Genomic DNA, 25,863 nt, shown 5'->3' with positions numbered 1-25,863 from the left:
AGGTCAAGGCCACCGCAACGGGGTCAGGAGGCTATCTCACCGGCAAACAGATAGCCTTCACCATGGACGGTGACAAACAGCTGGGGATCCCGCGGATCCGCTTCCATCTTGCCGCGCAGCCGCCGGATCAACACGTCTATGGTGCGATCGCTCGGGCCATCGCCGCGATGGCTGATAAGGGTCAGGATCCGCTCCCGACTGAGCACCCGCCCGGCATGGGCGACAAAGGCCACCAGCACTTCATATTCGGCCTTGGTCAGGCGCACCGGCACTCCGTCCTTGCTGAGCTGGCGACGGGGGATGTCAAAACGCCAGGGGCCAAAGCGCACCGCATCGTCAGCCACCGCAGGCTCGCTCGACGCAGCGGCCGCCAGCGAGATCCGCCACAGCAGATTCTTGACCCGCACCAGCAACTCCCGTAGCTCGAACGGCTTGGTGACATAGTCGTCGGCCCCCATCTCGAGGCCGACAATCCGGTCTACCGCATCACTGCGGCCGGTGACCAGAATGATCCCCACCGTGCTGCGCGCCCGCAGTTCACGGGTCAGCAGCAGACCATCTTCCCCCGGCAGGTTGATATCCAGCATCACCAGATCGACCGTCTGCTCCGCCAGCACGGCGCGCATCTCCTGGCCGTTTTCGACCGCCGTCACCCGATAGCCCTCCCGCTCGAAATAGCCGGTCAGCTTCTCGCGGGTAACCGCATCATCTTCAACAACCAGAATGTGGTAGCTCATGGGCAGGGTTCACGATGGTCGACAAGGGAGGATTATTCTATTCACATTTTGTCATAAATACCCCTATTTCATTAATTTGTGGCGGCAGCCCTGTTCACAACGCCTCCCTATCATGGCTCCCATCAAAAAAGTGATGTGAGAGAGCATGATGAAAAAACTGTGGCACTTCCTGCGCACCCCCAGCCGCCGCTGGTCGGTACTGGCGCTGCTTCTGGTGGGCGTCGGCGTTACCCTCGCGGGCACCGTCGGCCTGCACTATGGCTTTGAGAAAACCAGCAGCCTCGAATTCTGTATCTCCTGCCACTCCATGAAAGACACCGTCTATCCGGAGTACAAGGAGTCCATCCACTTCAAGAATGCCTCAGGGGTACAGGCGGTCTGTACCGACTGTCACCAGCCGAAGGATTTTGTCGGCAAGGTGGCCCGCAAGATGGAGGCGGCCAACGACCTCTATCAGGAGTACATAGGCCACAGCATCGACACTCAGGAGAAGTTCGAAGATCGGCGCCTGCATCTGGCCGAGAAGGTGTGGGCACGGATGAGCAGCCAGAACTCCAAGACCTGCAAGTCCTGCCACAGCTACGACAACATGGATCACGCCAAGCAGTCCCCGGCGGCAGCGCTGGCGATGAAAGATGCGGCGGCGAAGAACATGAACTGCATCGAGTGCCACAAGGGCATCGCCCACGAACTGCCCAACATGGCGGGCGGCTTCCGGGCCACTTACGCCACCCTGGTCAACGACGCGCAAGAGGCGCCAGCCGCCGAGACCCTCTACAACCTGGGTGAAAAAGATCTCTATGCCAGCGAACAGAGCAGCGACCCGGTCGGCAAACTGCTGCCCGCCTCCCGCATCGACGTGGTGGACCGCAGCGGCGATCGCCTCAAGGTGACCATCGAAGGGTGGCGCGAGAGCGACGGCAAGGGACGGGTGCTGAGCGAATACATGGGCAAGCGGGTCTTCGTCGCCACCATCCGTGACGAACTGAAAGCGAGCGAGAAAGTGCTCAAGCAGGAGACAGACAGATCCACCCATATCAAGTGGGAACAGGTTCAGGTACAGGCCTGGGTCGATGGCAAGGGCTTTGAATCCTCGCTCAAGCCGATCTGGGATTACGCCGGCGAGATGTACAAATCCACCTGCAACTCCTGCCACGGCGCACCGGATCCGGCTCACTTCACCGCCAACGGCTGGATCTCGGGGCTCAAGGCGATGTCAGCCTACTATCGCCTGAGCAAGGAAGAGGAGCGCACCCTGCTCAAATACCTGCAAAACCATGCCGCCGATACCGGTGGTCAGGGCAGCCACTAATTCCGGATTCGAGTTCCGGATCCGAGAGAGGAATAACAAGATGATCAATATTTCCCGTCGTGGTTTTCTGGGCGGCTTGCTGGCCAGCGGTGCCTCTGCCCTGATCGGCCCCTCCCTGCTTGGTCGCGCCGTGATGGCCGCCGAGTCCGGCGAAAAACTGGTGCAGTCCGGTTCCCACTGGGGCGCCTTCCGCGCCCGGGTGGTCGATGGCCGCTGGGTCGAGACCCTGCCGTTCGAGCACGACAAGCACCCCACCGAGATGCTCAAGGCCTTGAGTGAGGTGGTCTACAACCCATCCCGCATTCGCTACCCCATGGTGCGGCTGGACTGGCTGCGCAAGGGCCACCAGTCCGACACCAGCGAACGCGGCCAAAACCGCTTCGTGCGGGTCACCTGGTCTCAGGCGCTCGATTTTTTCTATCACGAGCTGGAGCGGGTGCAGAAGACCTATGGCCCGAGCGCCCTCTATGCCGGTCACTCCGGCTGGCAGTCTGTGGGCAAGCTGCACTCCGCTGGCGCCATGCTGGGGCGCGCCATGAACCTGCACGGCACCTATCTGGCCAAGGCCGGTGACTACTCCACCGGTGCCGCCCAGGTGATCCTGCCCCACGTGGCGGGCGCCATGGAGGTGTATGAACAGCAGACCTCCTGGCCCCTGGTGCTGGAGCACAGCAAAACCATCGTTATCTGGGGCTCCGATCCCATCAAGAACCTGCAGGTGGGCTGGCTGGTGCCGGATCACAGCGTCTACGACTACTGGGCACAGCTGAAAAAGAAGGTGGCCAAGGGCGAGATCCGGGTGATCAGCGTCGATCCGGTCAAATCCAAGACCCAGAAGTACCTCAATTGCGATCAGGTGACCCTGAATCCGCAAACCGACGTGCCGCTGATGCTGGGCATCGCCCACACCCTCTACAGCGAGAAGCGCCACGACGAGGCGTTCCTGAAGAACTACACCACCGGTTTTGACAAGTTCCTGCCCTACCTGCTGGGCACCAGCGATGGCCAGGTGAAGGATGCCGAGTGGGCCGCGGCCATCTGTGGCGTACCAGCCGAGACCATCCGCGAGCTGGCCCGCGCCATGAGCAGTGGTCGTACCCAGCTTATCGGCGGCTGGTGTGTGCAGCGCATGCACCACGGCGAGCAGTACGCCTGGATGCTGGTGGTACTGGCCTCCATGCTTGGCCAGATCGGCCTGCCGGGGGGCGGTTACGGCTTTGGCTGGCACTACAACGGAGCGGGCACCATCACCTCCAGCGGCCCCATCATGTCCGGTTTCAGCTCGGTCATTCCCGGGGTCAAGCCGCTCCATGACGGCGACTGGAAGGGCTACTCCAAATTCATTCCGGTAGCCCGTTTCGTCGACTGCATCCTCAATCCGGGCAAGCAGATCGCCTTCAACGGCCAGACCATCACCTACCCCCACATGAAGATGGCGGTGTTCTGCGGCAACAACCCGTTCCACCACCAGCAGGATCGCAACAAGATGGTCGCGGCCTGGCGCAAGCTGGAAACCGTGGTCAGCATCGATCACCAGTGGACCGCCAGCTGCCGTTTTGCCGATATCGTGCTGCCCGCCACCACCACCTATGAGCGGGATGACATCGAACAGTGGGGCTCCCACTCCAACGCGGGCATTCTGGCCATGTACAAGGTGGTGGAGCCGCTGTTCGAGGCGCGCGATGACTACGACATCTTCGCAGATCTCTGCCGTCGCTTCGGTCGCGAGGCCGAGTTCACCGGTGGCAAGAGCAAGCTGGAGTGGATCCAGAGCATCTATGACGACGCCCGCCTGCAGGGTCGCGGCATCGGCATTCGTCTGCCCCGTTTCAGCCAGTTCTGGCACGGCGAGGGCTTCGTCACCTTCCCGGCGTGCCAACCCTGGGTGCGCCACGAGTCGTTCCGTCAGGAGCCGGATCTGGAACCGCTCGGTACCCCGTCCGGCCTTATCGAGATCTACTCCAAGACCATCGCCGACTACGGCTATGGGGATTGCCCGGGCCACCCGGTATGGATTGAACCCTACGAGCGCTCCCACGGCGGGCCGGGCAGCAAACAGTACCCGCTGCACCTGCAATCCTGCCACCCGGACAAGCGGCTGCACAGCCAGCTCTGCTCCTCCGACAACTACCGCACCACCTACACGGTGCAGGGTCGCGAACCTGTCTACATGAATCCGCAGGATGCCAAATCCCGCGGCCTCAAGGACGGCGATCTGGTGCGGGTGTTCAACGGCCGCGGTCAGGTATTGGCCGGTCTGGTGGTAAGCGATGACTACGCTCCCGGCGTGGTGCGCATTCAGGAAGGAGCCTGGTATGGCCCGCAAGAGGGTGGCAAGGTGGGTACGCTCTGTACCTACGGCGATCCCAACGTGCTGACCGCCGACATCGGCTCCTCCAGCCTGGCGCAGGCTACCACGGCCCATACCGCGCTGGTAGAGATCGAGAAGTTCCGCGGACAGGCACCCGCCGTCACTGCCTTCGGCGCGCCGGAATCGGCAAAGGGCATCGACCCCATGTTCCCGGCACTCTGACCCCGGGGGGGGGGGGGGGACGAAAGCGCCCCCTTGAGTTTCCTTTATTTTTAAAGTCGTTAGAATCGGGAGCCATCAAGGCTCCCGATTGCCATCCACGGAGGAAAAATGCAGGAATTTATGGCTACCAGCGAACGCCGGGCCGAACTCTACTGGTGGTTCTCCACCCTGTTCGCCGCCGAACTCAGTGATGAGCAGATCGCCGAATATGACACCTATGATGTGCGAAGCTTCCTGAAAAGCCTCTCCACCCTGGATCCGATGCGCGAAGCCGTGGCCGAGCTCAACGATGCCATCGCCCGCCTGCTGGTGCGCCCGGATCGCCAGCTGGAACTGGCCGCCGACTTCGCCGGGCTGTTTCTGGTGGATCCCAAGCAGGGCGCCCTGCCCTACGAATCGCTCTACCGTGGCGATGCCAAGCTGCTGATGCAGGCCCCGATGGCCGAGATGCAGGCCCGCCTCGATCGCCTTGGTATCAATGTCAGCGACAAATACAAAGAGCCTGCGGATCATCTGGCCATCGAGCTGGATCTGATGGGCAATCTCATCATCCGTGCGGCGGAAGCCAAGAGTGCAGCCGAGCGGGAACGCTGGCTCGACGAGCAGGAAGCGCTGCTGCACGGCCATCTGCTGGACTGGTTCGACAAGTTTGAAAGCGCCTGTCGCTCCGCCGACCGGTTTGGCTTCTACGGCGCCAGTGCCCGTCTGCTGGGGGTCTTCCTCAAGATGGATGCCAACTACCTCTCTCTGGTCAAACCGGCACCGTCCGCCGACTGAGGCCGCGATGAAGACAGCCCTGCTTCTGATTGCATGCTGGCTGCTGGCCCTGATCCCGCTGGATCAGGGCATTACTCCCCTGATCGCGCTGCTGTTCAACCCGGATCGCGAGCTCTACGGCACCGCCCAGCTCACAGGCTTTGCCGGCATCCTGCTCACCCTCTACCTTGCCAATCTCGGCGTCGAGGTGGTGTTGCGCCGCCGCTTCCAGATCGCCGGCATGCTGGCGCTGCTGGCCGCCTGGATCGACTTCATCAACAGCAGTGGCAGCGAGTCGCACTTCCTGCTGCTCTATCTGCTTGCCCTCCCCTTCCATCTGATCGGCTGGCTGGTATTTGTACGCGGTATTCAGGCGTTTGGTCGCCAGAAGGGATAACCACTCGCCCCTTTTTCCATCCTTTTTATCAGGTTTTTCTGCCTATTCTTGCCGTCAAAACAACCAGATAACTCCGCTTGACTCCCGGCCAAACAGTTCGTGCCATACTGACAACTGATGCAAGTGATAAAACAATCAATGCCGAGGTCATCATGGATGGGAAGCTTTTCAACGCCGACACCGAGGCAATGTTGACCCAGCTGTCAGATCACACCGTCCTGGAACAGCTGATGGATAATGCCCCTCTGGGGATCGGCGTCTTTGACTGCGAATTTCGCTACCGTAAAGTCAACCAGGTGCTGGCCGACATCAATGGCAAAAGCATCGAGGAGCATCAGGGCAAGCACCTCAGAGAAGTGGTTCCCAAGCTGGCACCGACGCTGGAGCCCATGTTTCAGCAGATCATGCGCAGCGGCATGCCCTACGTGGATATCGCCATCACGGGCCAAACCGCGGCGTACGACAACAGCTCCCGCCGCTTTCAGGCCACCTACAGCCCGATGCGTGATGAGAAAGGGGAGCTGAACGGCATCCTCGCCATCGTACGGGACATCACCGAGCAGTACGAAACCGAACAACGGCTGCAACTGGCAATGCGAGCGGCCCAAATCGGGGTGTGGGAGTGGCACGTTGCGGAAGACAGACTGCTGTTCGACGGCCAGATTGAGCCGCTGCTGGGCATCGAGGCCAACCAGTTCCACGGCGGGCTGCAAGCGTTCGTCGACTGTTTTGAACCGGAATCTGGCAGCCAGCTCAAGGCCGCCCTGCAAAGTCATGACCCCATCCATCTCACCCTGAGCTACCTCACCGCGCTCAACGAGCGCCACTGGGTCGATATTCATGCCGACCATGTCCCCGCCACCGAGTCGGTCGGCCACCGGGTCATGGGGGTCATTCACAATGCCACCGCCCGCCGCCGTCAGGAGGAGCGGCTCCATCAGGCCAACGTGGTATTCGATACCACCGCCGAGGGGATCATCATCCTCGACAGCGAGCACCATATTCTGTCGGTCAACCCGGCCTTCACCATGCTGACCCAATACAATGCCGAGGAGGTGATAGGCCGCACCCCGGATATCATCATGCATCCCAGGCGCTACACCGACCTCGACTATCCCTGGTATCACCTGCGCCCCGGCAACAACGCCTGGCATGGCGAGATGGTTTGTCTGCGCAAGGATGGCAGCTACTTCTCCTCCTGGCAGCAGATCAGCGCTGTCTATGACAACTTCAACAACACCACTCACTATGTGATCGCCCTCTCCGACATCAGCGCCATTCGCAAGGTGGAGGCCGAGCTGAATCACCTTGCATATCACGATCCCCTGACCGAGCTGGGCAATCGTCATCTGTTGCAGGAGCGGCTGGCCCTTGAGCTGAAAACCGCGCAGCTCAATCGCAAACGGTTGGGGCTGCTCTTTATCGATCTGGATGGCTTCAAGCTGATCAACGACAGCCTGGGCCACGGAGTTGGCGATGAGCTGCTCAAGCGGCTGGCAGAGCGGATCCGCGGCTGCCTGCAGCACAACGATCTGGCGACCCGCCTCGGGGGAGACGAGTTTCTGGTGCTGATCCCCTATCTGGAGGAGCCTGACGAGCTGGCAACCCTCGCCAATACCCTGCTGACCGTGTTGCGTGAACCGGTTGAGCTGGCCCATGAGCTGGTGGCAATCTCGGCAAGTATCGGTATCGCCATCTATCCGGATCATGCAGACAGCCCGGAAACCCTGGTCAGCGCCGCCGACAGCGCCATGTACGAGGCGAAAAGTCAGGGGCGCAACGGCTTCCAGTTCTATACCCCCTGCATGGCGGCTCGAGCCCGCGAGCGGATGCAAATTGAACAGGGTCTGCTCAAGGCCCTGGAGCTCGAACAGCTCTGCATTTTCTATCAACCCATGACCAATCTGGCCAACGGCCACCTGAGCGGACTGGAAGCCCTGCTGCGCTGGCAGCACCCCAATGAGGGGATGATAGCGCCGACCCGTTTTATTCCGGTGGCGGAGGAGTGCGGCCTGATCGAGAAAATTGGGGAGTGGGTGATGCGCAACGCCTGCGAGCAGGGACAACACTGGCTTACCGCCGGACTGCCGGTGCCTCGCTTGTCGGTCAATGTGTCGGTGCGGGAGATGCGCTCCCCGGGCTATGTTGAACGGGTCGCCGCTATTCTGGCCGAGACAGGATTTCCGCCAGAACGGCTGGAGATCGAGGTGACTGAGAGCATCATCCAGCGAGTCGAACAGAGTCTGGATCTCTTTACTCGCCTGAAAAATCTCGGCGTGCAGATTGCCATCGATGACTTTGGTACCGGCTTCTCGTCACTGAGTCTGCTCAAGACCCTGCCGATCGATCGCATCAAGATCGACCGGGCGTTTGTGCAGGCATTACCGGAAGACAAGAACAGTCGGGAGCTCTGCCGCACCATCATCAATCTGGCCGACAGTCTGGATATGGAGGTCACCGCCGAAGGGATTGAAACCAAGGCACAACACGCCTTCTTGCAGTCACTCAACTGCGGCGAAGGACAGGGTTATCTGTTCAGCAAACCACTGCATGTAGAACAGATGCACGAACGCTTGGATTGCCAAAACGTTCAACATTAGCGATACCAAGGAAACAAACGGCCAATCAAACTATTTTCCAAACGTCAGGGTAGGAACACCGCCATTATCCCGGTCATTAGCCATGCGAGTGAGCGGTGAGTCGCCAGAGTAACGGGATCCTGGCTCACTGAGGGAAAACTTGGTTCCCGACTTTTTGTCCTGCCATGCATGACCAAGCTGATCAGCAACCCGCTCCCGCACAGTCTGTGAAGGCTCCTGGTGTGTAATCGCAAACTCTTTGGGAGGCTTGTCTGCAAGAACAGTCGTATCAAACTGCCACAGGGATGCACAGAGCAATAGAGAAAACATAACTACCTCCATCCATCGAAGTCCTCCTTTTTACCGACTCACTGCGTGAGTGTCACCCATAACCCTGTAACCAAATGTTGCTGTCTATCCAAAAGTCTAATTGCCCCCATCAGCCAAAGGTATAAGTTGTTACTTAATTATTAAAAGTATGTATTCAAAGGAGTGAGTGATGAGCGAGAGCAAGGTCTACCCGGTCAAACCCCACATCAGCAGCAATGCACTGCTCGACAAGGGCGACTACGCCGCCATGTATCAGGCCTCCGTCGAGGATCCCGATACCTTCTGGGGAGAGCAGGGAAAAATTCTCGACTGGATGAAACCCTATAGCAAGGTCAAGAACACCTCCTACGATCCGGGCCATGTCTCCATCAAGTGGTTTGAAGATGGCCAGCTCAACGTCTCTGCCAACTGTCTCGATCGCCATCTCGCCGAACGGGGTGACAAGGTCGCCATCATCTGGGAAGGGGACAACCCCGCTGAAGATCGTAAACTCACTTACCGCGAACTGCACAGCGAAGTGTGCAAGTTTGCCAACGTATTGAAAGCACAAGGGGTTCACCGCGGCGACGTGGTCTGCCTCTATATGCCGATGGTGCCCGAAGCCGCCATCGCCATGCTGGCCTGTACCCGCATCGGCGCAGTACACAGCATCGTATTCGGCGGCTTCTCGCCAGAAGCGCTGGCTGGCCGCATCATCGACTCGGGCTCGCGCATCGTCATCACCGCCGACGAAGGTCTGCGCGGTGGCCGTCCGGTGCCGCTCAAGAAGAATGTGGATGAAGCGCTCACCAACCCGGAAACCCAGGTCAACAAGGTGATCGTGCTCAAGCGCACCAGCGGCAATGTCGCCTGGCACAACCACCGCGACATCTGGTGGCATGAAGCGACCGCCGCCGTCAGCAGCGACTGTCCGCCCGAGGCGATGAACGCCGAAGATCCGCTGTTTATCCTCTATACCTCCGGCTCCACCGGCAAACCCAAGGGGGTCCTCCACACCACCGGCGGCTATCTGGTTTACGCCACCCTCACCTTCAAATATGTGTTCGACTACCACGAAGAGGATATCTACTGGTGTACCGCCGATGTGGGCTGGGTCACCGGCCACTCCTATCTGGTCTACGGGCCGCTTGCCAACGGTGCCACCACCATCATGTTCGAAGGGGTGCCCAACTACCCGGCCACCAACCGCATGAGTCAGGTGGTGGACAAGCATAAGGTCACCATCCTTTATACTGCACCAACCGCCATCCGTGCCCTGATGGCCAAGGGTAACGAAGCGGTCACCGGCACGTCACGCCAGAGCCTGCGCATCATGGGCTCGGTGGGCGAACCCATCAACCCGGAAGCCTGGGAGTGGTACTACCGCACCATTGGCGATGAGCGCTGCCCCATTGTCGATACCTGGTGGCAAACCGAGACCGGCGGCATCCTGATTACGCCGCTGCCCGGCGTCACCGACCTGAAACCGGGCTCGGCGACTCGTCCCTTCTTCGGGGTGCAACCGGCGCTGGTCGACAACATGGGCGAGCCGCTGGAGGGGGCCACCGAGGGTAACCTGGTGATCACCGACTCCTGGCCGGGCCAGATGCGCACCGTATTCGGCGATCACGAGCGCTTCGAGCAGACCTACTTCTCCACCTTCCCGGGCCGCTACTTCACCGGCGACGGTGCCCGTCGCGACGAGGACGGCTACTACTGGATCACCGGTCGGGTGGATGATGTACTGAACGTCTCTGGCCACCGCATGGGTACCGCCGAAATTGAATCGGCGCTGGTGGCCCATCCCAAGATCGCTGAAGCCGCGGTGGTGGGGGTTCCTCACGAGATCAAGGGTCAGGGTATCTATGCCTATGTCACCCTGATCGCCGGGGAAGAGCCGAGCCGCGAGCTGCACAAAGAGGTGAAGGAGTGGGTGCGCAAGGAGATTGGCGCCATCGCTACGCCAGATGTCATTCACTGGGCGGAGGGGCTGCCGAAGACCCGTTCAGGCAAGATCATGCGCCGCATCTTGCGCAAGATCGCCACCGGCGAGACCGACAGCCTGGGGGATATCTCCACCCTCGCGGATCCGGGGGTAGTAGACAAACTCATTCGCGAGAAGTCGGAAGCAGCCTAATCCCGCTTCGTTTGTTGCTCAACAAAGCCGGCCCTGTGCCGGCTTTGTCGTTTCTTATCTGCCAGCAAACAGCAAGGCGGTAGCTAAGGGGCCTTGCCGACCAAAACGTGCAATAAATAGCCAGATGTAGAGATTAGACCAGTAAAATGCTGCTAATTTTCACGAAATCAATATAATTGCGAAATCTGTGTGCCAGGGCACACCGATTTGCGCAGAAAATGGCTAGATTTCTGGTAGTCCACAAGATAGCTGATAGATAGCAGCATTATCATCGAGGATGTACTCAATATGTCGCAAAATCACCGAATTCTCCTGCTCAACGGACCAAACCTGAATCTGCTGGGCAAACGGGAACCGGGTATCTACGGCAGCAAGACGCTTGATGAGATCGTCGCCGATCTGAAGCTTAACGCCAGCGAACTCGGTGTCACTCTGGAACATCTGCAATCCAATGCCGAACATGAGTTGGTCGGCCGCATCCATCAGGCCATGGGCCAGGTGGATTTTATCATCATCAATCCAGCCGCCTTCACCCACACCAGCGTCGCCATTCGCGATGCGCTGCTGGGTGTCGCCATCCCTTTTATCGAGGTTCACCTGTCAAACGTCCATGCCAGGGAGCCGTTCCGTCATCACTCCTATCTGTCTGATGTCGCCAAAGGGGTCATTTGTGGTCTGGGGGCCGATGGCTACCAATTCGCTTTAACCGCGGCCGTGCACCATCTGCGCGCGGCTTGATAATCACTGATCAGATAAAGAAGAAAGAGAATGCTAATGGATATCCGCAAAATCAAGAAGCTGATTGAACTGGTTGAAGAGTCCGGCATTGCCGAACTGGAGATCTCCGAAGGTGAAGAGTCCGTTCGCATCAGCCGCAACTTCTCCGGTCAGGTGACCACCGCCATGCCGCAGATGATGATGCAGCAAGCCGCTCCGGTTGCCGCACCTGCCGCTGCCGCCCCGGTTGCCGCCGCACCGGCCGCAGATGCCGCCCCGAGCGGTCACCTGATGCGCTCCCCCATGGTTGGCTCCTTCTACCGCTCCTCCAGCCCGGATGCCAAGCCGTTCGCGGAAGTGGGTCAGCAAGTCAATGTCGGCGACACCCTGTGCATCGTCGAAGCCATGAAAATGATGAACCAAATCGAGTCTGACAAGGCCGGTGTGATCAAAGCGATCCTGGTTGAAAATGGTCAGGCCGTCGAATTTGACGAGCCGCTGTTCATCATCGAATAAGGGAAATCGCCACCCATGTTGGACAAAGTAGTCATCGCCAACCGCGGTGAAATTGCCCTGCGGATCCTGCGCGCCTGTAAAGAGCTCGGGATCAAGACAGTGGCCGTTCACTCCACCGCCGACCGGGAGCTCAAACATGTGCTGCTGGCCGACGAATCCATCTGTATCGGCAGACCGGCCAGTACTGAATCCTACCTCAACGTCCCAGCGATCATCGCCGCCGCCGAGGTAACCGGTGCCGTGGCCATCCACCCGGGTTACGGCTTCCTCTCCGAGAACGCCGATTTCGCCGAAGTGGTCGAAAAATCCGGCTTCATCTTCATCGGCCCGCGCGCCGAGACCATTCGCCTGATGGGTGACAAGGTCTCCGCCATCGAAGCGATGAAGAAAGCGGGCGTACCTTGCGTACCGGGCTCTGACGGCCCCGTCGACAACGACGCCAAGCACAACGCCGCCATTGCCAAGCGCATCGGCTATCCGGTGATCATCAAGGCTGCCGGTGGCGGTGGTGGTCGTGGTATGCGCGTGGTGCGCAATGAAGCGGAACTGGCGGGCGCCATCGCGCTGACCAAATCCGAAGCTGGCCAGTTCTTCAAGAACGACATGGTCTATATGGAGAAGTACCTGGAAAACCCGCGCCACATCGAAATTCAGGTGTTGGCAGACGGCCAGGGCAACGCCCTCTATCTGGGCGAGCGTGACTGCTCCATGCAGCGTCGCCACCAGAAAGTGGTGGAAGAGGCGCCGGCGCCCGGCATCACTGCCGAAATGCGCAAGTTCATCGGCGAGCGCTGTGTGCGCGCCTGTATCGAGATCGGCTACCGCGGTGCGGGTACTTTCGAGTTCCTGTACGAAAACGGCGAGTTCTATTTCATTGAAATGAACACCCGTATCCAGGTGGAGCATCCGGTCACCGAGATGGTTACCGGTATCGATCTGATCAAGGAGCAGCTGCGCATCGCCGCCGGCCAACCCCTGTCGATCACCCAGCAGGATATCCGCATCCGTGGTCATGCCATCGAGTGCCGGATCAACGCCGAAGATCCGGCCACCTTCATGCCCTCTCCGGGTCTGGTGCAGCGCTTCCACGCGCCGGGTGGTCTGGGCGTGCGTTGGGACTCCCACATTTATGCCGGTTACAAGGTACCGCCCCACTACGATTCGATGATCGGCAAGCTGATCTGCTACGGCGAGAATCGTGACATTGCCATCGCCCGCATGCGTCATGCGCTGGACGAGCTGGTGGTGGAAGGGATCAAGACCAACGTACCGCTGCAAAAAGAGATCATGAAAGACGAAAACTTCCAGCACGGTGGCACCAATATCCACTACCTGCACAAGAAGTTGGGTCTGTAAGAATCTTACTGGCAGAACATCTGCTTTTGGTATGGCGCTATCGAGTAGCTGCTCAGCCGGAAGGATGACGTGGACAGCCACAAAAATACCCGATGCGCAGCATCGGGTATTTTTTTATCTCAACAGCTGAGATTCGCTCTTCGTGTAATGGATAAGGACAGTTCCTACTTAAATCACATCTTTCCCCTTCCTCCAGTGATCTACTATTCGGAACAGCTAGTTAGATATCCAGTGTTGTTTGTATGCCCCCCAAAAAACCGGAACAACAAAATTGGTTTTTATCCATAAAAAACGGCGACCATCTGGTCGCCGTTTTCTTTATTCAGCCAGCGCGCGCGGCACCGCCAACTTGCTCAATCAGGGATTGAGGCGGGTCGGCATACCGGTACGCTGTTCCAGCACCTGCTTGACCACGTTGGAGTCAGACTCGGCGTGAGCAATGAAGCGGGTGATGGCCGGTGTCATCGGGAGCGGCACGGAGGCGGTGGAGTTGAACTCCTCCTCGGTGCGCGACAGCGGCTCGTGTACTTCCATGTAGCGACCGCCATCCGGCTCGACCGTGGTCTTGACCGGCTGGTTGACGAACTGGACGCGGGTGCCGACCGGCACGTTGTCGAACAGATACTTGATGTCGTCAGCGCGCAGACGCACGCAACCGCTGCTCACCCGCAGACCGATACCGAAGGTGGCGTTGGTGCCGTGGATGGCATAGAGGTTGCCGATATAGAGGGCGTGCAGACCCATGGGGTTATCCGGGCCAGCCGGCCATACTGCCGGCAGAGTCTTGCCCTGGGCGGCATAGCGGCGACGGATGTTCTCGGTCGGGGTCCAGGTCGGGTTGGCGCGCTTGCGCTCTACCTTGGTGATCCAGTTCTCCGGGGTGTTTACTCCCAGCTGACCGATGCCGATGGGCAGCACTTCCACCACGTTCTTCCCTTTCGGGTAGTAGTAGAGACGCATCTCGGCAACGTTGATGACGATCCCTTCGCGGGGCGCGTTGGGCAGGATCAGCTGGTGGGGGATGATCAGGGTGCTACCCGCTTTCGGCAGATAGGGATCAACGCCCGGGTTGGCTTCCATGATGTTGGTCAGACCCAGCTGGAAGTCAGCAGCGATCTGCTCCAGCGGACGGTTGTCCGCAGGCACCACGTATTCCTGGTTTTCACCGATCAGGCGGCTGTTGGCCGCAGGCAGACGGTACTCGACGGCGGCAGCCTGCTGGCTGACCAGCGCAAAAGTGCATAAAAGGGCCGAAGCGGCAGTGCGAAGGGGATTCATAAAATTCCTGTGTGGTTTCCTGTACCAAATGGGCCGGGGGCCGTCTCATCCTCGGTCTGCCGGTGGCGGGTCAACCTGCCCCACGACGCCAATAACCGAGCGCGCATTCTTTCCTGAGTCGGCCAAAATTTCAACTTCCATATGTTGCTTTTCTTGTTAAAAGTAGCCGTTTTCGGTGTGACGCTTATCAACAGGGCAAAAGCCCACCTGGCAAGTCGCAGCAAAGAGAAAGATCAATGGCACTGCCCGCCTGTCAGCGGGCCACCCGAGCCCCCGTCAACCACAATGCTGCGCCACCTTGTGTCACGGTTGCAGCCCTAGCTAAAACGTTTGTCGCATCGGGGGAGATAAGCCAATGTTGACGGAGGCTCTTTATTTGCATGAAAAGGGATAAAACAGCACTTGGACCACCAGCCAGTGCAGGCTACAGCCATAAAAAAAACCGCTCCAAAGAGCGGTTAATGGCGCCACCAGGCAACCATAAAAGGGACTACAGGTAGTTGTCATTGGAATTACTGGACGGCCGCCTCCCCCACGCCACTCTGCTCCTTGAGGAAGCTGATCCAGGGGGATGCCCGCCCGCTGACGTTGCCATTCTGAGCCGCCTGGGTGAAGGCGTTGAGGGCCTCCTTCGGCTTTTGTTGCTCAAAATAGGCGACCCCGGTCAGGAACTTGAGATCAGCACGCTGTTCACCATTGGCATTGGCGGCCGGTTTGGCGGCCAGCGCCACCAGATCCTGATAGCGTTTGCTCTGGATCATCATGCGCGCCATTTTCAGCTGCAGATCGGCGCTCGGGGCCAGCTGGTAGGACTTGGCCAGGGTGTCGATGGCCGGATCCAGCTCCTTGGCCTGATGCCAATAGTTGGCCAAGGTTTTGTAGTTGCTTGCGCTCTGCTCAATCACCCCATCCTTCATCCCTTTCTCCATCACCCGCGCTGCGCGATGGGGAATGCCGGTGAAGGCGAGGTAGTTGGCGAGGCGCTGCAGCTCGGCGGCCTCGGTCAACATGCCGAGGTTGTAGGCCGACTCCAGCGCCGCCAGCGCCTTGGCATCGTTGCCTGCCTGCATATGCATGGCCGACAGCTGGGTCCAGTACTTCTTCTTCTCCGGGAACATGTTGACCAGAGAGGTCAGCACCTCGGTCGCCGGTTTGTACTGTTTCAGCTCGTAGTGAGCCCCCATCTTCAGCAGATACCAGGACTCCGGCGCTTTACCTGCCGACAGCTTGATCGCCTGATCCACCGCCGGGATCGCGTCACGGTACTGCTTGAGCTGCACGTGGGCGTTGGCCAGCGTGATATAGGCATGGGAGTTGGGTTTGTCATCCTTGCCCTGGTTGGCAAACCACTCCTTCATGGTCTTGATCGAGCCCTGATAATTACCCTCCGCCATATAAAGCTGGGCCAGGTTGTAGCGCACCTGCTGGGCCACCGGTGGCGGCAAGCCGCCTGTCGCGATGGCATCGGCAAAGTACTTGGTCGCCTGACCGTATTTCTCCTGCTGGGCGGCCACGAAACCGAGAGTCTGCAATATGACCCCCTTGTCGTAAACCCGCTCGCCCGCGCCGGAGAGCGCGTCTTGCAGCTTGGCATTGGCCTCGCCGTATTTCTTCTCGGTGATCAGCTCCTGCGCCTTGTTGACCGCCCGATAGGCCCGATCCGACAGGGCCGGCTGCTCGGCGGCCCAACTGGCGGTGCTGAGCAGCACCGCCATGGCGACCGGGGCGAGGATCATCTTGTGTAACTTGTTCATCGCCACCTTCCTTAGTTGACCGCGAACTCGATCTCTTGCTGCATACGGCTCGCCTGCGGCTTGCCATCCACCATGGCCGGTTTGAACGTCCACTTGGCGATGGTTTTGCGCGCCTCTTTGCCGAGGTCATAGCTGCGAGGCTCTTCCTTGACGATCCGCACGTTGCTGACGGTGCCGCGCTCGGTGACGGTGAACTCCACCAGCACCTTGCCGGAGGCCAGACCCGCCAGCGCCGCCTTGCGGGGCATCATGGGCTCGAAGGTGGCCAGCGGAATGGCGCCGTTGTTGCCACCTATCCCGCCACCGCCGCCACCGGTGCTGTAGGCACCGAGGGCGTTGCCGCCACCGATGTTGACCGGAATGTCGAGCTTGGGCATATCCATGGGAGAGCTCTCCATCTGCGGCCGATCCGTGCTGGCCACCTCCATCTCGGGAGGGGGCGGCGGACGGTTCGGCGGCGGCGGTTTGGGCAGCTCCCGTTGCTTCTCTTGCAGGGTCTCCTGGGGCTTGATGCGAATGAAATCGGTCATGGCGACGTCATCCTTCTCCACCAGCTCCCGGTGATCCGGTGTGATCAGCTTGTTCATTCCCAGAAACAGAAAGAACACCACCACACAGGAGACCGCCAACGATATCAGGTATCTCATAGGTCTCTCTCCGGCATCAGCTGCTCTTGTCTGCCGCGATGGAGATGTTCTGGACACCGGCCATGCGGATCTGATCCATGACCTGCACCACCAGACCGGAACGGGATTCGTTATCGGCCTGGATCACCACGGCGCTCTCCGGGTTTTCGGCCCGCAGCCGCTCGATGTTGGCGCGCACCGCCCCCACCTCGACCACCCGCTTGTCGACCCAGACCTGACCGTTTTCGCGCACCGCGACCATGATATTGCCCTTCTTCACCGTCTCGGCCGTGCTGGCACTGGGACGGTTGATCTCGACACCGGACTCCTTGACGAAGGAGGTGGTGACGATGAAGAAGATCAGCATGATGAACACTATGTCCAGCATGGGGGTCAAATCGATAGCCGCCTCGTCAGCACCGCTGTCGCTGTAACGTTTTCTCATAGCAGAAACTCCTTGCTTGTTCTGTGCCCCCGGCAGGCCATGCCTCGCCGGGGGTATGCATCCTGCATCAACCGTGTTTCAGGTTGTCTTCCAGCTTTTGCACCGCCAGTTTGGCCTTGTGATCGAGCTGGTTGACAAAAAACAGGCCGGAAAGGGCGGCGATCATGCCCGCCATAGTCGGTACCGTTGCCTTGGAGATCCCCGATGCCATCGCCCGCGGCGAACCGGTGCCGGTGATGGCCAGGGTGTCAAACACCTGCACCATCCCCACCACGGTCCCGAGCAGCCCCATCAACGGGCAGAGAGCGATCAGCACCTTGATGACAGGCATCCCCTTGTCCACCGCCATGGCAACCCGTGAGACCAGCTCGCGCCGGATCTGCTTGGCAGACCAAGAGAGATGATCGGTGCGGGCCAGCCAGGTGGCCTTGGTCTGCTTCACCTGCTTGGGGTAGACCGCCATGAAGTAGAACCAGCGCTCCAGCAACAGGGCCCACATCATCAGGGTCAGGAAGAACAGGGCGACCAGTACATCGCCCCCCAATCCCAAAAACCGGCGGACCGACTCGACTTCTTCAATCAACCAGAACCACATGGGTGACTCCTTACGCTGCGGCTTTGGAGGCGTGCAGACGTTCCTGATAACGGGCGACGAAACCGGCGCTCTGCTCTTCCAGCACCTGGATCAGACGACGGCTCTGGGTCTGCACAATGGTGTAGAGGAACAGCATGGGCACGGCGACGACCAGACCCTGCATGGTGGTCACCAGCGCCTCGGAGATACCGCCCGCCATCAGCTTGGGATCGCCGGTACCGAACAATGTGATGGCCTGGAAGGTGGCAATCATCCCCACAACGGTACCGAGCAGGCCCAGCAGCGGCGCGACGGAGGCGATCAGCTTGATGATGCTGATGCCCTTCTCGAACTTGGGCACGTTGCGCAGGATGATCTCGTCGAGCTTGGACTCCAGATCCTCGATGTTGTCACCGCGATGGCTCTGGTAGGCTCCCAGCATGTCACCAATGGGGTTGCCCTTGATGATCTGATCGGATTTCAGCTGCTTGCGCATGGACGAGCCGATCAACGACAGCCGGATACCGCAGAAGATGGCCAGCAGGGTACCGAGCACACCGAGCACCATGATGACGTAACCCACTTCACCACCCTGATCGATCCGCTCCTTGAGTGTCGGTGACTGCACCAGTAGAGAGAGGATCACGCCGCGAGACGGGTCGATAAAGATGGGTTTGACCCCGTCACCGCCCTGTTCAAACTCGGCGATCGGTTCCAGCACCCCCTTGTCAGGTTGACGGGAAAGCTGCTCGAACTTGCCGGTCTCCGGCACGAAGGTGAGGTACTTGCCTTCGGAGACAGTGTTGAACTCACCGATCTGGGTGACCGTCTTCTCGGCCTGGTTGCCTTCGCCGTAGACCACGGTCGCCGGGATCTGGCTCACCTTGCCACCGTCCACCATGCGGCTGAGGGTGGTGGTCCAGAACGCTTCCAGATCGTCGCTGGAGGGGAGCTCTTTACTCTCGGCCAGACGGGTCAGCAGCGCGGTCTGTTCCGGATGCTCGACCCGACGGGCGGAGGCATTGAAGATCCCCTTGAACTCACCGGCGAACTGACGCAGTACGCCGAACATCTCGCCCATGTTGCCGGAACGCTGGCGCAGGGTTTCGGTCAGTTCGGTCAGCTGCTTGTCGTTGGCATCAAAGGTCGCCTTGAGCTGCTCGCCCTTGGCGGTTTCGGCAGCCAGCTCGGCCTTGGCCTTGGCCAGCAGCGCCCCCTGTTCGTTCTTGTCAGCCAGGAAGCGGGCTTCCCGCTCCTTGTTGAGTTGGGATTCGCTCAGGCTGGAGGCCTTGACCTGGTTCAGCAACGCATTGAGATCCAACGGTTTTTCGGCGGCGGTCACCGGCAGGGTGACCAGGGTTGCTCCCGCAATCAGGGAGGCAATAGCAAGTTTGATTCCTTTCATGATGCTTTCTCCGCAGTTTGAACCGGCAGCTTGATCAGCGCGGGAGGCGCCTGCTTCTTGGCGATGCGAAGGCCCTGTTCAACCGCACTGCGATACTCCTGGGGCAACTCTTCCCACTGGCGGGTCTGCTTGTTCCACATGCCGGTCTCCTGACCATCCGGGGATTGATAAAGCAGCGCGATGCGGCCAACCCGCAGGAACTCGTAGGTCTTCTCGCTGCCATCCTTGTCCAGGCTCGCCTTGTAGGATTCGATGGTGCGGCTGAAGCCCTCCTCGATCTGGTAGGCCTCCAGGATCTTGCGGTACTTCTCGGAGATGGTGACATCGGCCCGGTTCATCAGGTCGGTCAGGGCTGCCACGCGGTCCTCGCGCTCGACCTTCTGGAACGGCAGATCCAGCGCCACAAACTGCTCGAGGGAGTCGATCATCTTGAGCATCAGGGGGACGACTTCGGTGCTGGTCTGATCAATCTGGGCGATCTGCTTTTGCATCGACGCCAGCTCGGCACTCTGGGACTCGACCATCTTGCTCACCTGCTCGTTGTAGGTGCGCAGACTGTCGACCTGACGCAGGGCGGCCTTGTACTGGGCCAATGCGGATTCGGCAGATTCGGCATAGCTGTCGATCTTCTGCTGGGAAACTTTGGATGCGTTGTCGGTGGCGGCTTGAGCGTCCACGGCCTGACTGGCAGTGGCGGCACTCAGATTGAAGCTGGTCAACAAGGCGGCCGAAACCAGGCTGCCAAGGAGCGCTTTCTTCATTGTAATGGTCCTTGTCTTCATAGGATTACCCTATCTCCGTAACTTCCTTGGACGTTGGGCACAGCCGGCCCGACCGGGCCGGCTGAGGTTGTATATCAACAGGGTTGATTAGAACTTGTAGTTCGCTCTCAGGTAATAAGTTCTACCGAGCACATCATAAGTAACGGTATCTGTATTCGCTGACAGCGCATTCAAGATAAGTGGTGGTGTTTTGTCAAACACGTTATTAATCCCAGTGGTCAAACGCAAGGATTTAGTCACCTGATAACGCGCATTCAAATCATGGTAAACCATACTCGGGACATTAAAATCTATGTCATCTGCCGTATAAGTAACACCTTTAATATAACGAGCAGACCAACTCCCTCCCACTTTTTCATTAAACAGATCCAGTGACATTGTTGAGCGCCACTTTGAATAGTTGCCAATTTGGTCGCTAACAAATGTGCCCGCATAATCCAGTGTTTCACCATTTGGCTGAGTCACCTCATATTTCTTTAAATATGAGTTTTCCCAGTTAGCAGCAAGCATTGCAAAATCGAAATCGTAGGCATATTTAACATTAAAATCTACGCCATTGGTTTCCAACGAATTCAAATTTGCATAGGTGGCATCGATCCCCATTATTTTTCCATCTGGCGCGCGATCTATCTTGTCGCAGAACTGGCCACTAGAAAAACACTGATCCAACATATACTGAGGATTAACAACATCAATGACGTCATCCAGTTTAACCGACCAGAGATCGACTGTCAGAGATGCATTCTCTATATACGAAGGTGAATATACCGCCCCCAAAGAAGTACTATATCCTTGCTCTGGTTTTAGCTCGCTATTACCACCGTAGTAAACTGGCTTTTGCGGATCATCATCTTGACCGGTGGGGTCTGTCAATGGATCAAAGCTCTGTGATTTACCGCTATAGAGATCAGAAATTGTCGGTGCTCTGAATACATCCGAATAAGTACCACGCAACATCAGGTCACTATAGGGGCGATAGGTAATGCTATAACCCATTGCGATATTGTCACCAAATGAGCTGTAATTGTCATAGCGTGAAGAAACACTCGCTTCCAAAGACTCTACGAAAGGCTTATCTGACAATAATGGAACGATCAACTCGCCATACAAAGAGTTAACGTCATAACTCCCCTTGGTGGCTGTTTCTGCATTACCAGTTGCATTACCAAGGGATACCAATGCATCTGGATTAGTTTCGCCACTTTCCTTGCGTACCTGATAGCCGGTAGCAAACCCGATAGTGCCTGCTTGCCACTCTAGCAAATCACCAGACAAGTTAAACTCCAATGACTGCTGCTCATTTGAGCCATTGTCATTACGGGTAAAACTCGCATATTTGAGCGCTTCCTGGCTTAAGCCACCACCAAACAAGTTCCAAGGCACACAACCAGCAATTACTTTTCCACCAGAGTCAAGACACTGCTTGCCATCAGCAGATGTTGCGCCGATGGCATTATTAATACGGTCCTTCATAAACACATTTTGTTCAGACTCAGTCGTTTTGGTCTTGCCATACACAAACGCTGTATCCCAAGTCCAGGAGTTTTCAAGTTGCCCATCAAAGCCTAATACCAATCGGCTAGTTGATGAGTCAAACATCCTATTTCGACCACCCGCTTCAATAGTACGATACCGCCAGTCAGATATATCCTCACCAGTTGTATTAAATGCATTATCTTTCGAGATGGGATTCAGACCATCAGTACCTGAAGCCAATGGTGTCGCGGCCAATAAATAATCTGATTGACGATTTAAATAAGAAGCTTCAGAGAAAAACCTTGTTTCCCCCAGCACACCCAATTGCCCCAGAGAGCGATCTCCAAAAAAGGATGTATACCAGCGCTTGCTTGGTGTTTTTAAGTAGTTTGCCGGAGCATAATTATATGAGTCAGCAACAGAATCATATGGACGAAGGGTTGCACTGCCTTCAGGCCCCTTTGTCAAAACCCCTTGACTAGTTTTGAAATAGCCCCAAGGGACACGGCTACTGCCACCAATATACTGGCCTCCCGCGCCGTCATGCTCATAATCAACATTTGAAAAAGAACGGGCTCCGGCCATTGCTTCTTTTTCTTCAACGAGACCTGCAGAGAAAACATAGTTAGAAACATCAGTTGAACCACCGGCAACCATGTTCACATCGTGAGCTTCTGCATCGGATTTACTGGTTTGACCAATTTGACCATTCAGCTCAAACCCATCAAATCCAGTCTTGGTGATAATGTTAACCACACCGCCTACTGCATCAGCACCATAAATGGAAGATGCTCCATTCTTAAGGATCTCAACACGCTCAATGATTGCAACAGGAATAGTATTCAGGTCAACAGATGAATTCGCGCCAGAGCCGCCATACACCATTCGTCTGCCATTCACCAACACCAACGTTCTTTGCGTGCCCAAACCTCGCAGATTTACCGTAACCGTACCATTGCCACCGTTGTTAACAGATGTACTTTGGGCCTGACCTGAAATAGCTGGAATACGCTGCAGGATATCACCAACAGAAGTTAAACCACTTCTTTCGATATCGGCTTTGCTCATCACCTGCACAGGTTGTGCAGTCTCAACATCAACACGGGAGATACGAGAGCCAGTGACTTTGATTTTCTGCAGTTTTTCGACGTTCTGCCCTTCTTCGGCAGATACGGATGGGGCCGCCGCAAGGCTCGCCAAGGCGAACGCAATCGCAGCAGAGATTCTGCTCTTCCTAAGCATCGCTTATATCCTTCCTGGTTGTTTATTGTTTGCTTCCTGATACCGCCCTCTTTGGAGCGATGTGTAAGGCTTATCAATCTTTGACTAGCGACGTCAATGGAGCAGGGGTGTGGCGAGGTCAGGCGTAGAATAAGCGGAGTGTATTAATTTTGACCGGCATAATTAGTGAATAATTCTGCCAAAAACAATCCGCGCAATGTAAAAACATTGTTAAATGGCGTAAATGGCGCTGAATTAAAATTTGATGAACTTATTAGTTAACGTGCTGTCCGTTTATATCTTATTTTGATTTATCGGCCTTAATAAGAATAAAACACTAACTTCATGAGGGTTGAACCTGACCGCTCCCATGGGGATAACAGTTAAAATCGTCGAGATGATATCGTTTTCCTTCAATTTCACCACCCAAGCGAAAACATTGTAAATCAACAACTTAAAAACACTAAAAACTCAAACAAACAGCTGTTTATATTTTTTAAAATAATGTTGAGCAGTAGCGTTTTGTTTTGATTTTCACTTTTCAGATAAAAAACGTCATTTTTCGGTGCTTTTGGTCTCAGCGGGTCATTTGTCCCAGTTTTCCATTTCCTTGTACTTGATTTTTGTTGCAGAGCTTTTACAGTGGCCAAGCGGATTGTCTGCTGTTTGGCAACCAATCCAGTGCGTAATGCCAGGAAGGACAGGCCCGTCACCGGATTGGACTGGCCGCAAAAAAGAACAACAAGGACGAGGTTCCACCATGCTGTCGTATTTCCTACGCCGGATGCTTTTGATCATTCCGACGTTTCTCGGTATCACCCTGCTCGTCTTCACCATCACCCGTTTCGTGCCGGGCGGACCGGTCGAACGCATGCTGCTGCAAGCCCAGGTTTCCCAGAATGAATCCGGCCGTTCCAGCGGCAGCAAGGGGGCGCAGGCCCTCTCAGATGAGCAGATCGAGGAGCTCAAGGCCTTCTATGGCCTCGACAAGCCCATGCTGGTCGCCTACTGGGAGTGGCTGCAGAAACTGGTGGTACTCGATCTGGGCGAATCGACCCGCTACTACGAGCCGGTGTGGGATCTCATCAAGGAGCGGCTCCCCGTTACCGCCTTCTTCGGGCTGGCAACCTTTCTGCTGAGCTATGCGGTCTCCATTCCGCTGGGGGTGGCGAAGGCGCTCAGGCACAACAGCCGCTTCGACTCGTTGAGCTCCATGCTTATCTACATGGCCTATGCCCTGCCCGCCTACGTGGTGGGGATCTTCCTCATCACCCTCTTCGCCTTCCATCTGGAGTGGCTGCCGATGGGCGGTTTTCCGGGAGACGACTTTGAGTACATGGAGAGCAGCTGGGATCAGATCCGCACTGTCTTTGCCCACGCCCTGCTGCCGCTTATCGCCTACGCCATCGGCGATTTCGCCATCCTCACCATGACCATGAAAAACAGCCTGATGGAGAACCTGTCGGCCGATTATGTGCGTACCGCCGTAGCCAAGGGACTGCCGTTTCGCAAGGCGGTCACCGACCATGCCATGCGCAACAGCCTGATCCCCATCGCCAGTCACCTGGGGTCTGTGCTCACCGTTTTCTTTGGCGGCTCCTTCCTCATCGAGACCATCTTCAACATCGACGGCATCGGCCTGCTCGGTTACGAGGCTATCGTCGAGCGGGATTACCCCACCGTCATGGGCATTCTGGCCATCACCTCCATGCTGATGCTGATAGGCAATATCGTCTCCGATATCTGCGTTGCCCTCGTTGATCCGCGCGTGCGGTTTGGAGACTGACCATGAACCAGACCTCTATTGCCATGCCGATGCTGATATCACGCTATATCGTCTCCGATATCTGCGTTGCCCTTGTTGATCCCCGCGTGCGATTTGGAGACTGACCATGAAGCTCAATCCGGTTACCTTGAAAAAACTCAAGCGCTTCAAGTCGATCAAGCGCGGTTACTACTCCTTCATCATCTTCACCACCCTGGTGCTGCTCTCCCTGCTGGCGGAGCTGCTGGTCAACAGCCGGGCGCTGATAGTGAGCTATCAGGGCCAGTTGCACTTCCCCACCTATGGCGATGTGATCCCCGGTCAGCAGTTCGGGCTCGATTACGAATACGAGACCAACTACCGCCAGCTCAAGGCCAAATTTGCCGCAGAGGGCCAGGGCGACTGGGTGCTGCTGCCGCCGGTGCCCTGGAACCCCTACGAGCAGGATTTCAAGGAGGATGCCTACCCACCCTACGCCCCCAGCGCGGCTGAGCGCCACTTCCTCGGCACCGACACCAGCGGCCGAGACGTGCTGGCGCGACTGGTTTACGGCTTTCGCATCGCCATCGGCTTTGCCTTTATCGCGCTGGCGGCCAGTTACGCCATCGGGGTAACCATCGGCTGTCTGATGGGCTTTCTCGGCGGCCGCTTCGATCTCATCCTGCAACGCTTTATCGAGATCTGGTCCCAGGTGCCGTTTCTCTACGTCATCATGATCCTGGTGTCGCTGGCCAAGCCCAACTTCGGCCTGTTTGTCGCCATCAACGTGCTGTTCGGCTGGATGGGGATCACCTGGTATATGCGCACCCTCACCTACAAGGAGCGGGCGCGGGACTATGTGATGGCGGCGCGGGCACAAGGGGCGACCACCGGGCGGATCATCTTCAACCACATCCTGCCCAACACCCTGATGATGATCGTCACCCTGGCGCCGTTCGCCGTGGTGGGCAATATCTCGACCCTGACGGCACTCGACTATCTGGGCTTCGGGCTGGCACCACCAACCCCGAGCTGGGGAGAGCTGCTCTCCCAGGGCATCAACAATCTGGATGCCATCTGGATAGTCAGCTCAGTGGTGGCTGCGGTGAGTCTGGTGCTGATCATGGTCTCCTTTATCGGTGAGGCGATCCGCGAAGCGTTCGACCCGCGCAAATTTACCCGTTACCAATAAGCCAGCCGATGCCAGTG

The 25,863-nt window shown here is 57.5% G+C and carries 20 protein-coding genes; 11 read left to right on the top strand and 9 right to left on the bottom strand.

All coding sequences use genetic code 11. The annotated features are described in order from the left end of the window. Window positions 1-23: 23 nt before the first annotated feature. On the bottom strand, window positions 24-737 hold the full coding sequence (gene torR, locus NOM06_RS02155; RefSeq protein WP_139740023.1) for a two-component system response regulator TorR: 714 nt from the start codon (window positions 735-737) through the stop codon (window positions 24-26). Window positions 738-882: 145 nt separating this feature from the next. On the opposite strand from torR, the gene torC reads away from it, so the two are divergent. The 9 genes from torC (at window position 883) to accC (ending at window position 13,349) form a co-directional block, all read left to right on the top strand. Further along, on the top strand, window positions 883-2,049 hold the full coding sequence (gene torC, locus NOM06_RS02150; protein ID WP_255909534.1) for a pentaheme c-type cytochrome TorC: 1,167 nt from the start codon (window positions 883-885) through the stop codon (window positions 2,047-2,049). Between the two features lie 40 nt (window positions 2,050-2,089). Then, entirely contained in the window at window positions 2,090-4,582 is a 2,493-nt protein-coding gene (gene torA / locus NOM06_RS02145) for a trimethylamine-N-oxide reductase TorA (RefSeq protein ID WP_255909532.1), read from the top strand. A 108-nt stretch (window positions 4,583-4,690) separates the two neighbouring features. Continuing rightward, a complete protein-coding gene (gene torD, locus NOM06_RS02140) occupies window positions 4,691-5,359 on the top strand; it encodes a molecular chaperone TorD (RefSeq protein ID WP_255909530.1) in 669 nt (222 codons plus the stop codon). Window positions 5,360-5,366: 7 nt separating this feature from the next. Continuing rightward, window positions 5,367-5,735, top strand: coding sequence for a hypothetical protein (locus NOM06_RS02135; protein ID WP_069554383.1), 369 nt, complete (start codon window positions 5,367-5,369; stop codon window positions 5,733-5,735). Between the two features lie 152 nt (window positions 5,736-5,887). After that, window positions 5,888-8,335: an EAL domain-containing protein gene (locus NOM06_RS02130; protein ID WP_370688893.1), complete on the top strand. Its 2,448-nt coding sequence runs from the start codon at window positions 5,888-5,890 to the stop codon at window positions 8,333-8,335. A 478-nt stretch (window positions 8,336-8,813) separates the two neighbouring features. Further along, window positions 8,814-10,760, top strand: a complete 1,947-nt coding sequence (acs, locus tag NOM06_RS02125; RefSeq protein ID WP_255909528.1) for an acetate--CoA ligase — start codon at window positions 8,814-8,816, stop codon at window positions 10,758-10,760. Window positions 10,761-11,048: 288 nt separating this feature from the next. Further along, a complete protein-coding gene (gene aroQ, locus NOM06_RS02120; RefSeq protein ID WP_005338907.1) occupies window positions 11,049-11,498 on the top strand; it encodes a type II 3-dehydroquinate dehydratase in 450 nt (149 codons plus the stop codon). A 36-nt stretch (window positions 11,499-11,534) separates the two neighbouring features. After that, window positions 11,535-11,993, top strand: a complete 459-nt coding sequence (accB, locus tag NOM06_RS02115; protein ID WP_005338908.1) for an acetyl-CoA carboxylase biotin carboxyl carrier protein — start codon at window positions 11,535-11,537, stop codon at window positions 11,991-11,993. Between the two features lie 15 nt (window positions 11,994-12,008). Beyond that, complete coding sequence (gene accC / locus NOM06_RS02110; protein WP_005338910.1) at window positions 12,009-13,349, top strand: acetyl-CoA carboxylase biotin carboxylase subunit; 1,341 nt, start codon at window positions 12,009-12,011, stop codon at window positions 13,347-13,349. Window positions 13,350-13,706: 357 nt separating this feature from the next. Here accC and NOM06_RS02105 read toward each other — a convergent pair whose 3' ends face one another. From NOM06_RS02105 to NOM06_RS02070, 8 genes are all read right to left on the bottom strand, one after another. Next, window positions 13,707-14,627, bottom strand: coding sequence for a L,D-transpeptidase family protein (locus tag NOM06_RS02105; protein WP_005338927.1), 921 nt, complete (start codon window positions 14,625-14,627; stop codon window positions 13,707-13,709). A 512-nt stretch (window positions 14,628-15,139) separates the two neighbouring features. Further along, a complete protein-coding gene (locus NOM06_RS02100) occupies window positions 15,140-16,381 on the bottom strand; it encodes a lipopolysaccharide assembly protein LapB (RefSeq protein ID WP_255909526.1) in 1,242 nt (413 codons plus the stop codon). Between the two features lie 11 nt (window positions 16,382-16,392). Beyond that, a complete protein-coding gene (locus NOM06_RS02095) occupies window positions 16,393-17,028 on the bottom strand; it encodes an energy transducer TonB (RefSeq protein WP_231719498.1) in 636 nt (211 codons plus the stop codon). Between the two features lie 16 nt (window positions 17,029-17,044). Then, window positions 17,045-17,452 carry a biopolymer transporter ExbD gene (locus tag NOM06_RS02090; RefSeq protein WP_005338933.1) on the bottom strand — a complete coding sequence of 136 codons (408 nt, stop codon included), beginning with the start codon at window positions 17,450-17,452 and terminating at the stop codon, window positions 17,045-17,047. Between the two features lie 67 nt (window positions 17,453-17,519). Beyond that, window positions 17,520-18,047, bottom strand: coding sequence for a MotA/TolQ/ExbB proton channel family protein (locus NOM06_RS02085; RefSeq protein WP_005338936.1), 528 nt, complete (start codon window positions 18,045-18,047; stop codon window positions 17,520-17,522). Between the two features lie 10 nt (window positions 18,048-18,057). Then, on the bottom strand, window positions 18,058-19,431 hold the full coding sequence (locus NOM06_RS02080) for a MotA/TolQ/ExbB proton channel family protein (RefSeq protein WP_255909524.1): 1,374 nt from the start codon (window positions 19,429-19,431) through the stop codon (window positions 18,058-18,060). Continuing rightward, window positions 19,428-20,192 (bottom strand): DUF3450 domain-containing protein, encoded by a 765-nt coding sequence (locus NOM06_RS02075; protein WP_255909522.1) that lies wholly within the window; start codon window positions 20,190-20,192, stop codon window positions 19,428-19,430. Before NOM06_RS02075 ends, NOM06_RS02080 begins: the two co-directional genes overlap by 4 nt. Before the next feature lie 108 nt (window positions 20,193-20,300). Further along, window positions 20,301-22,931, bottom strand: a complete 2,631-nt coding sequence (locus NOM06_RS02070) for a TonB-dependent receptor (RefSeq protein WP_255909520.1) — start codon at window positions 22,929-22,931, stop codon at window positions 20,301-20,303. 739 nt (window positions 22,932-23,670) lie between these two features. Here NOM06_RS02070 and NOM06_RS02065 point away from each other — a divergent pair. Continuing rightward, a complete protein-coding gene (locus NOM06_RS02065) occupies window positions 23,671-24,696 on the top strand; it encodes an ABC transporter permease subunit (protein ID WP_255909518.1) in 1,026 nt (341 codons plus the stop codon). Window positions 24,697-24,802: 106 nt separating this feature from the next. After that, window positions 24,803-25,846 carry an ABC transporter permease gene (locus NOM06_RS02060; RefSeq protein WP_005343430.1) on the top strand — a complete coding sequence of 348 codons (1,044 nt, stop codon included), beginning with the start codon at window positions 24,803-24,805 and terminating at the stop codon, window positions 25,844-25,846. The last annotated feature ends 17 nt before the right edge of the window (window positions 25,847-25,863 follow it).

Source organism: Aeromonas sp. JL9, assembly GCF_024436075.1.
Classification (GTDB): Bacteria; Pseudomonadota; Gammaproteobacteria; order Enterobacterales; family Aeromonadaceae; genus Aeromonas; species Aeromonas veronii.
Note: the sequence above shows the minus strand (reverse complement) of the source record. Positions and strands in the feature narration are given on the sequence as shown.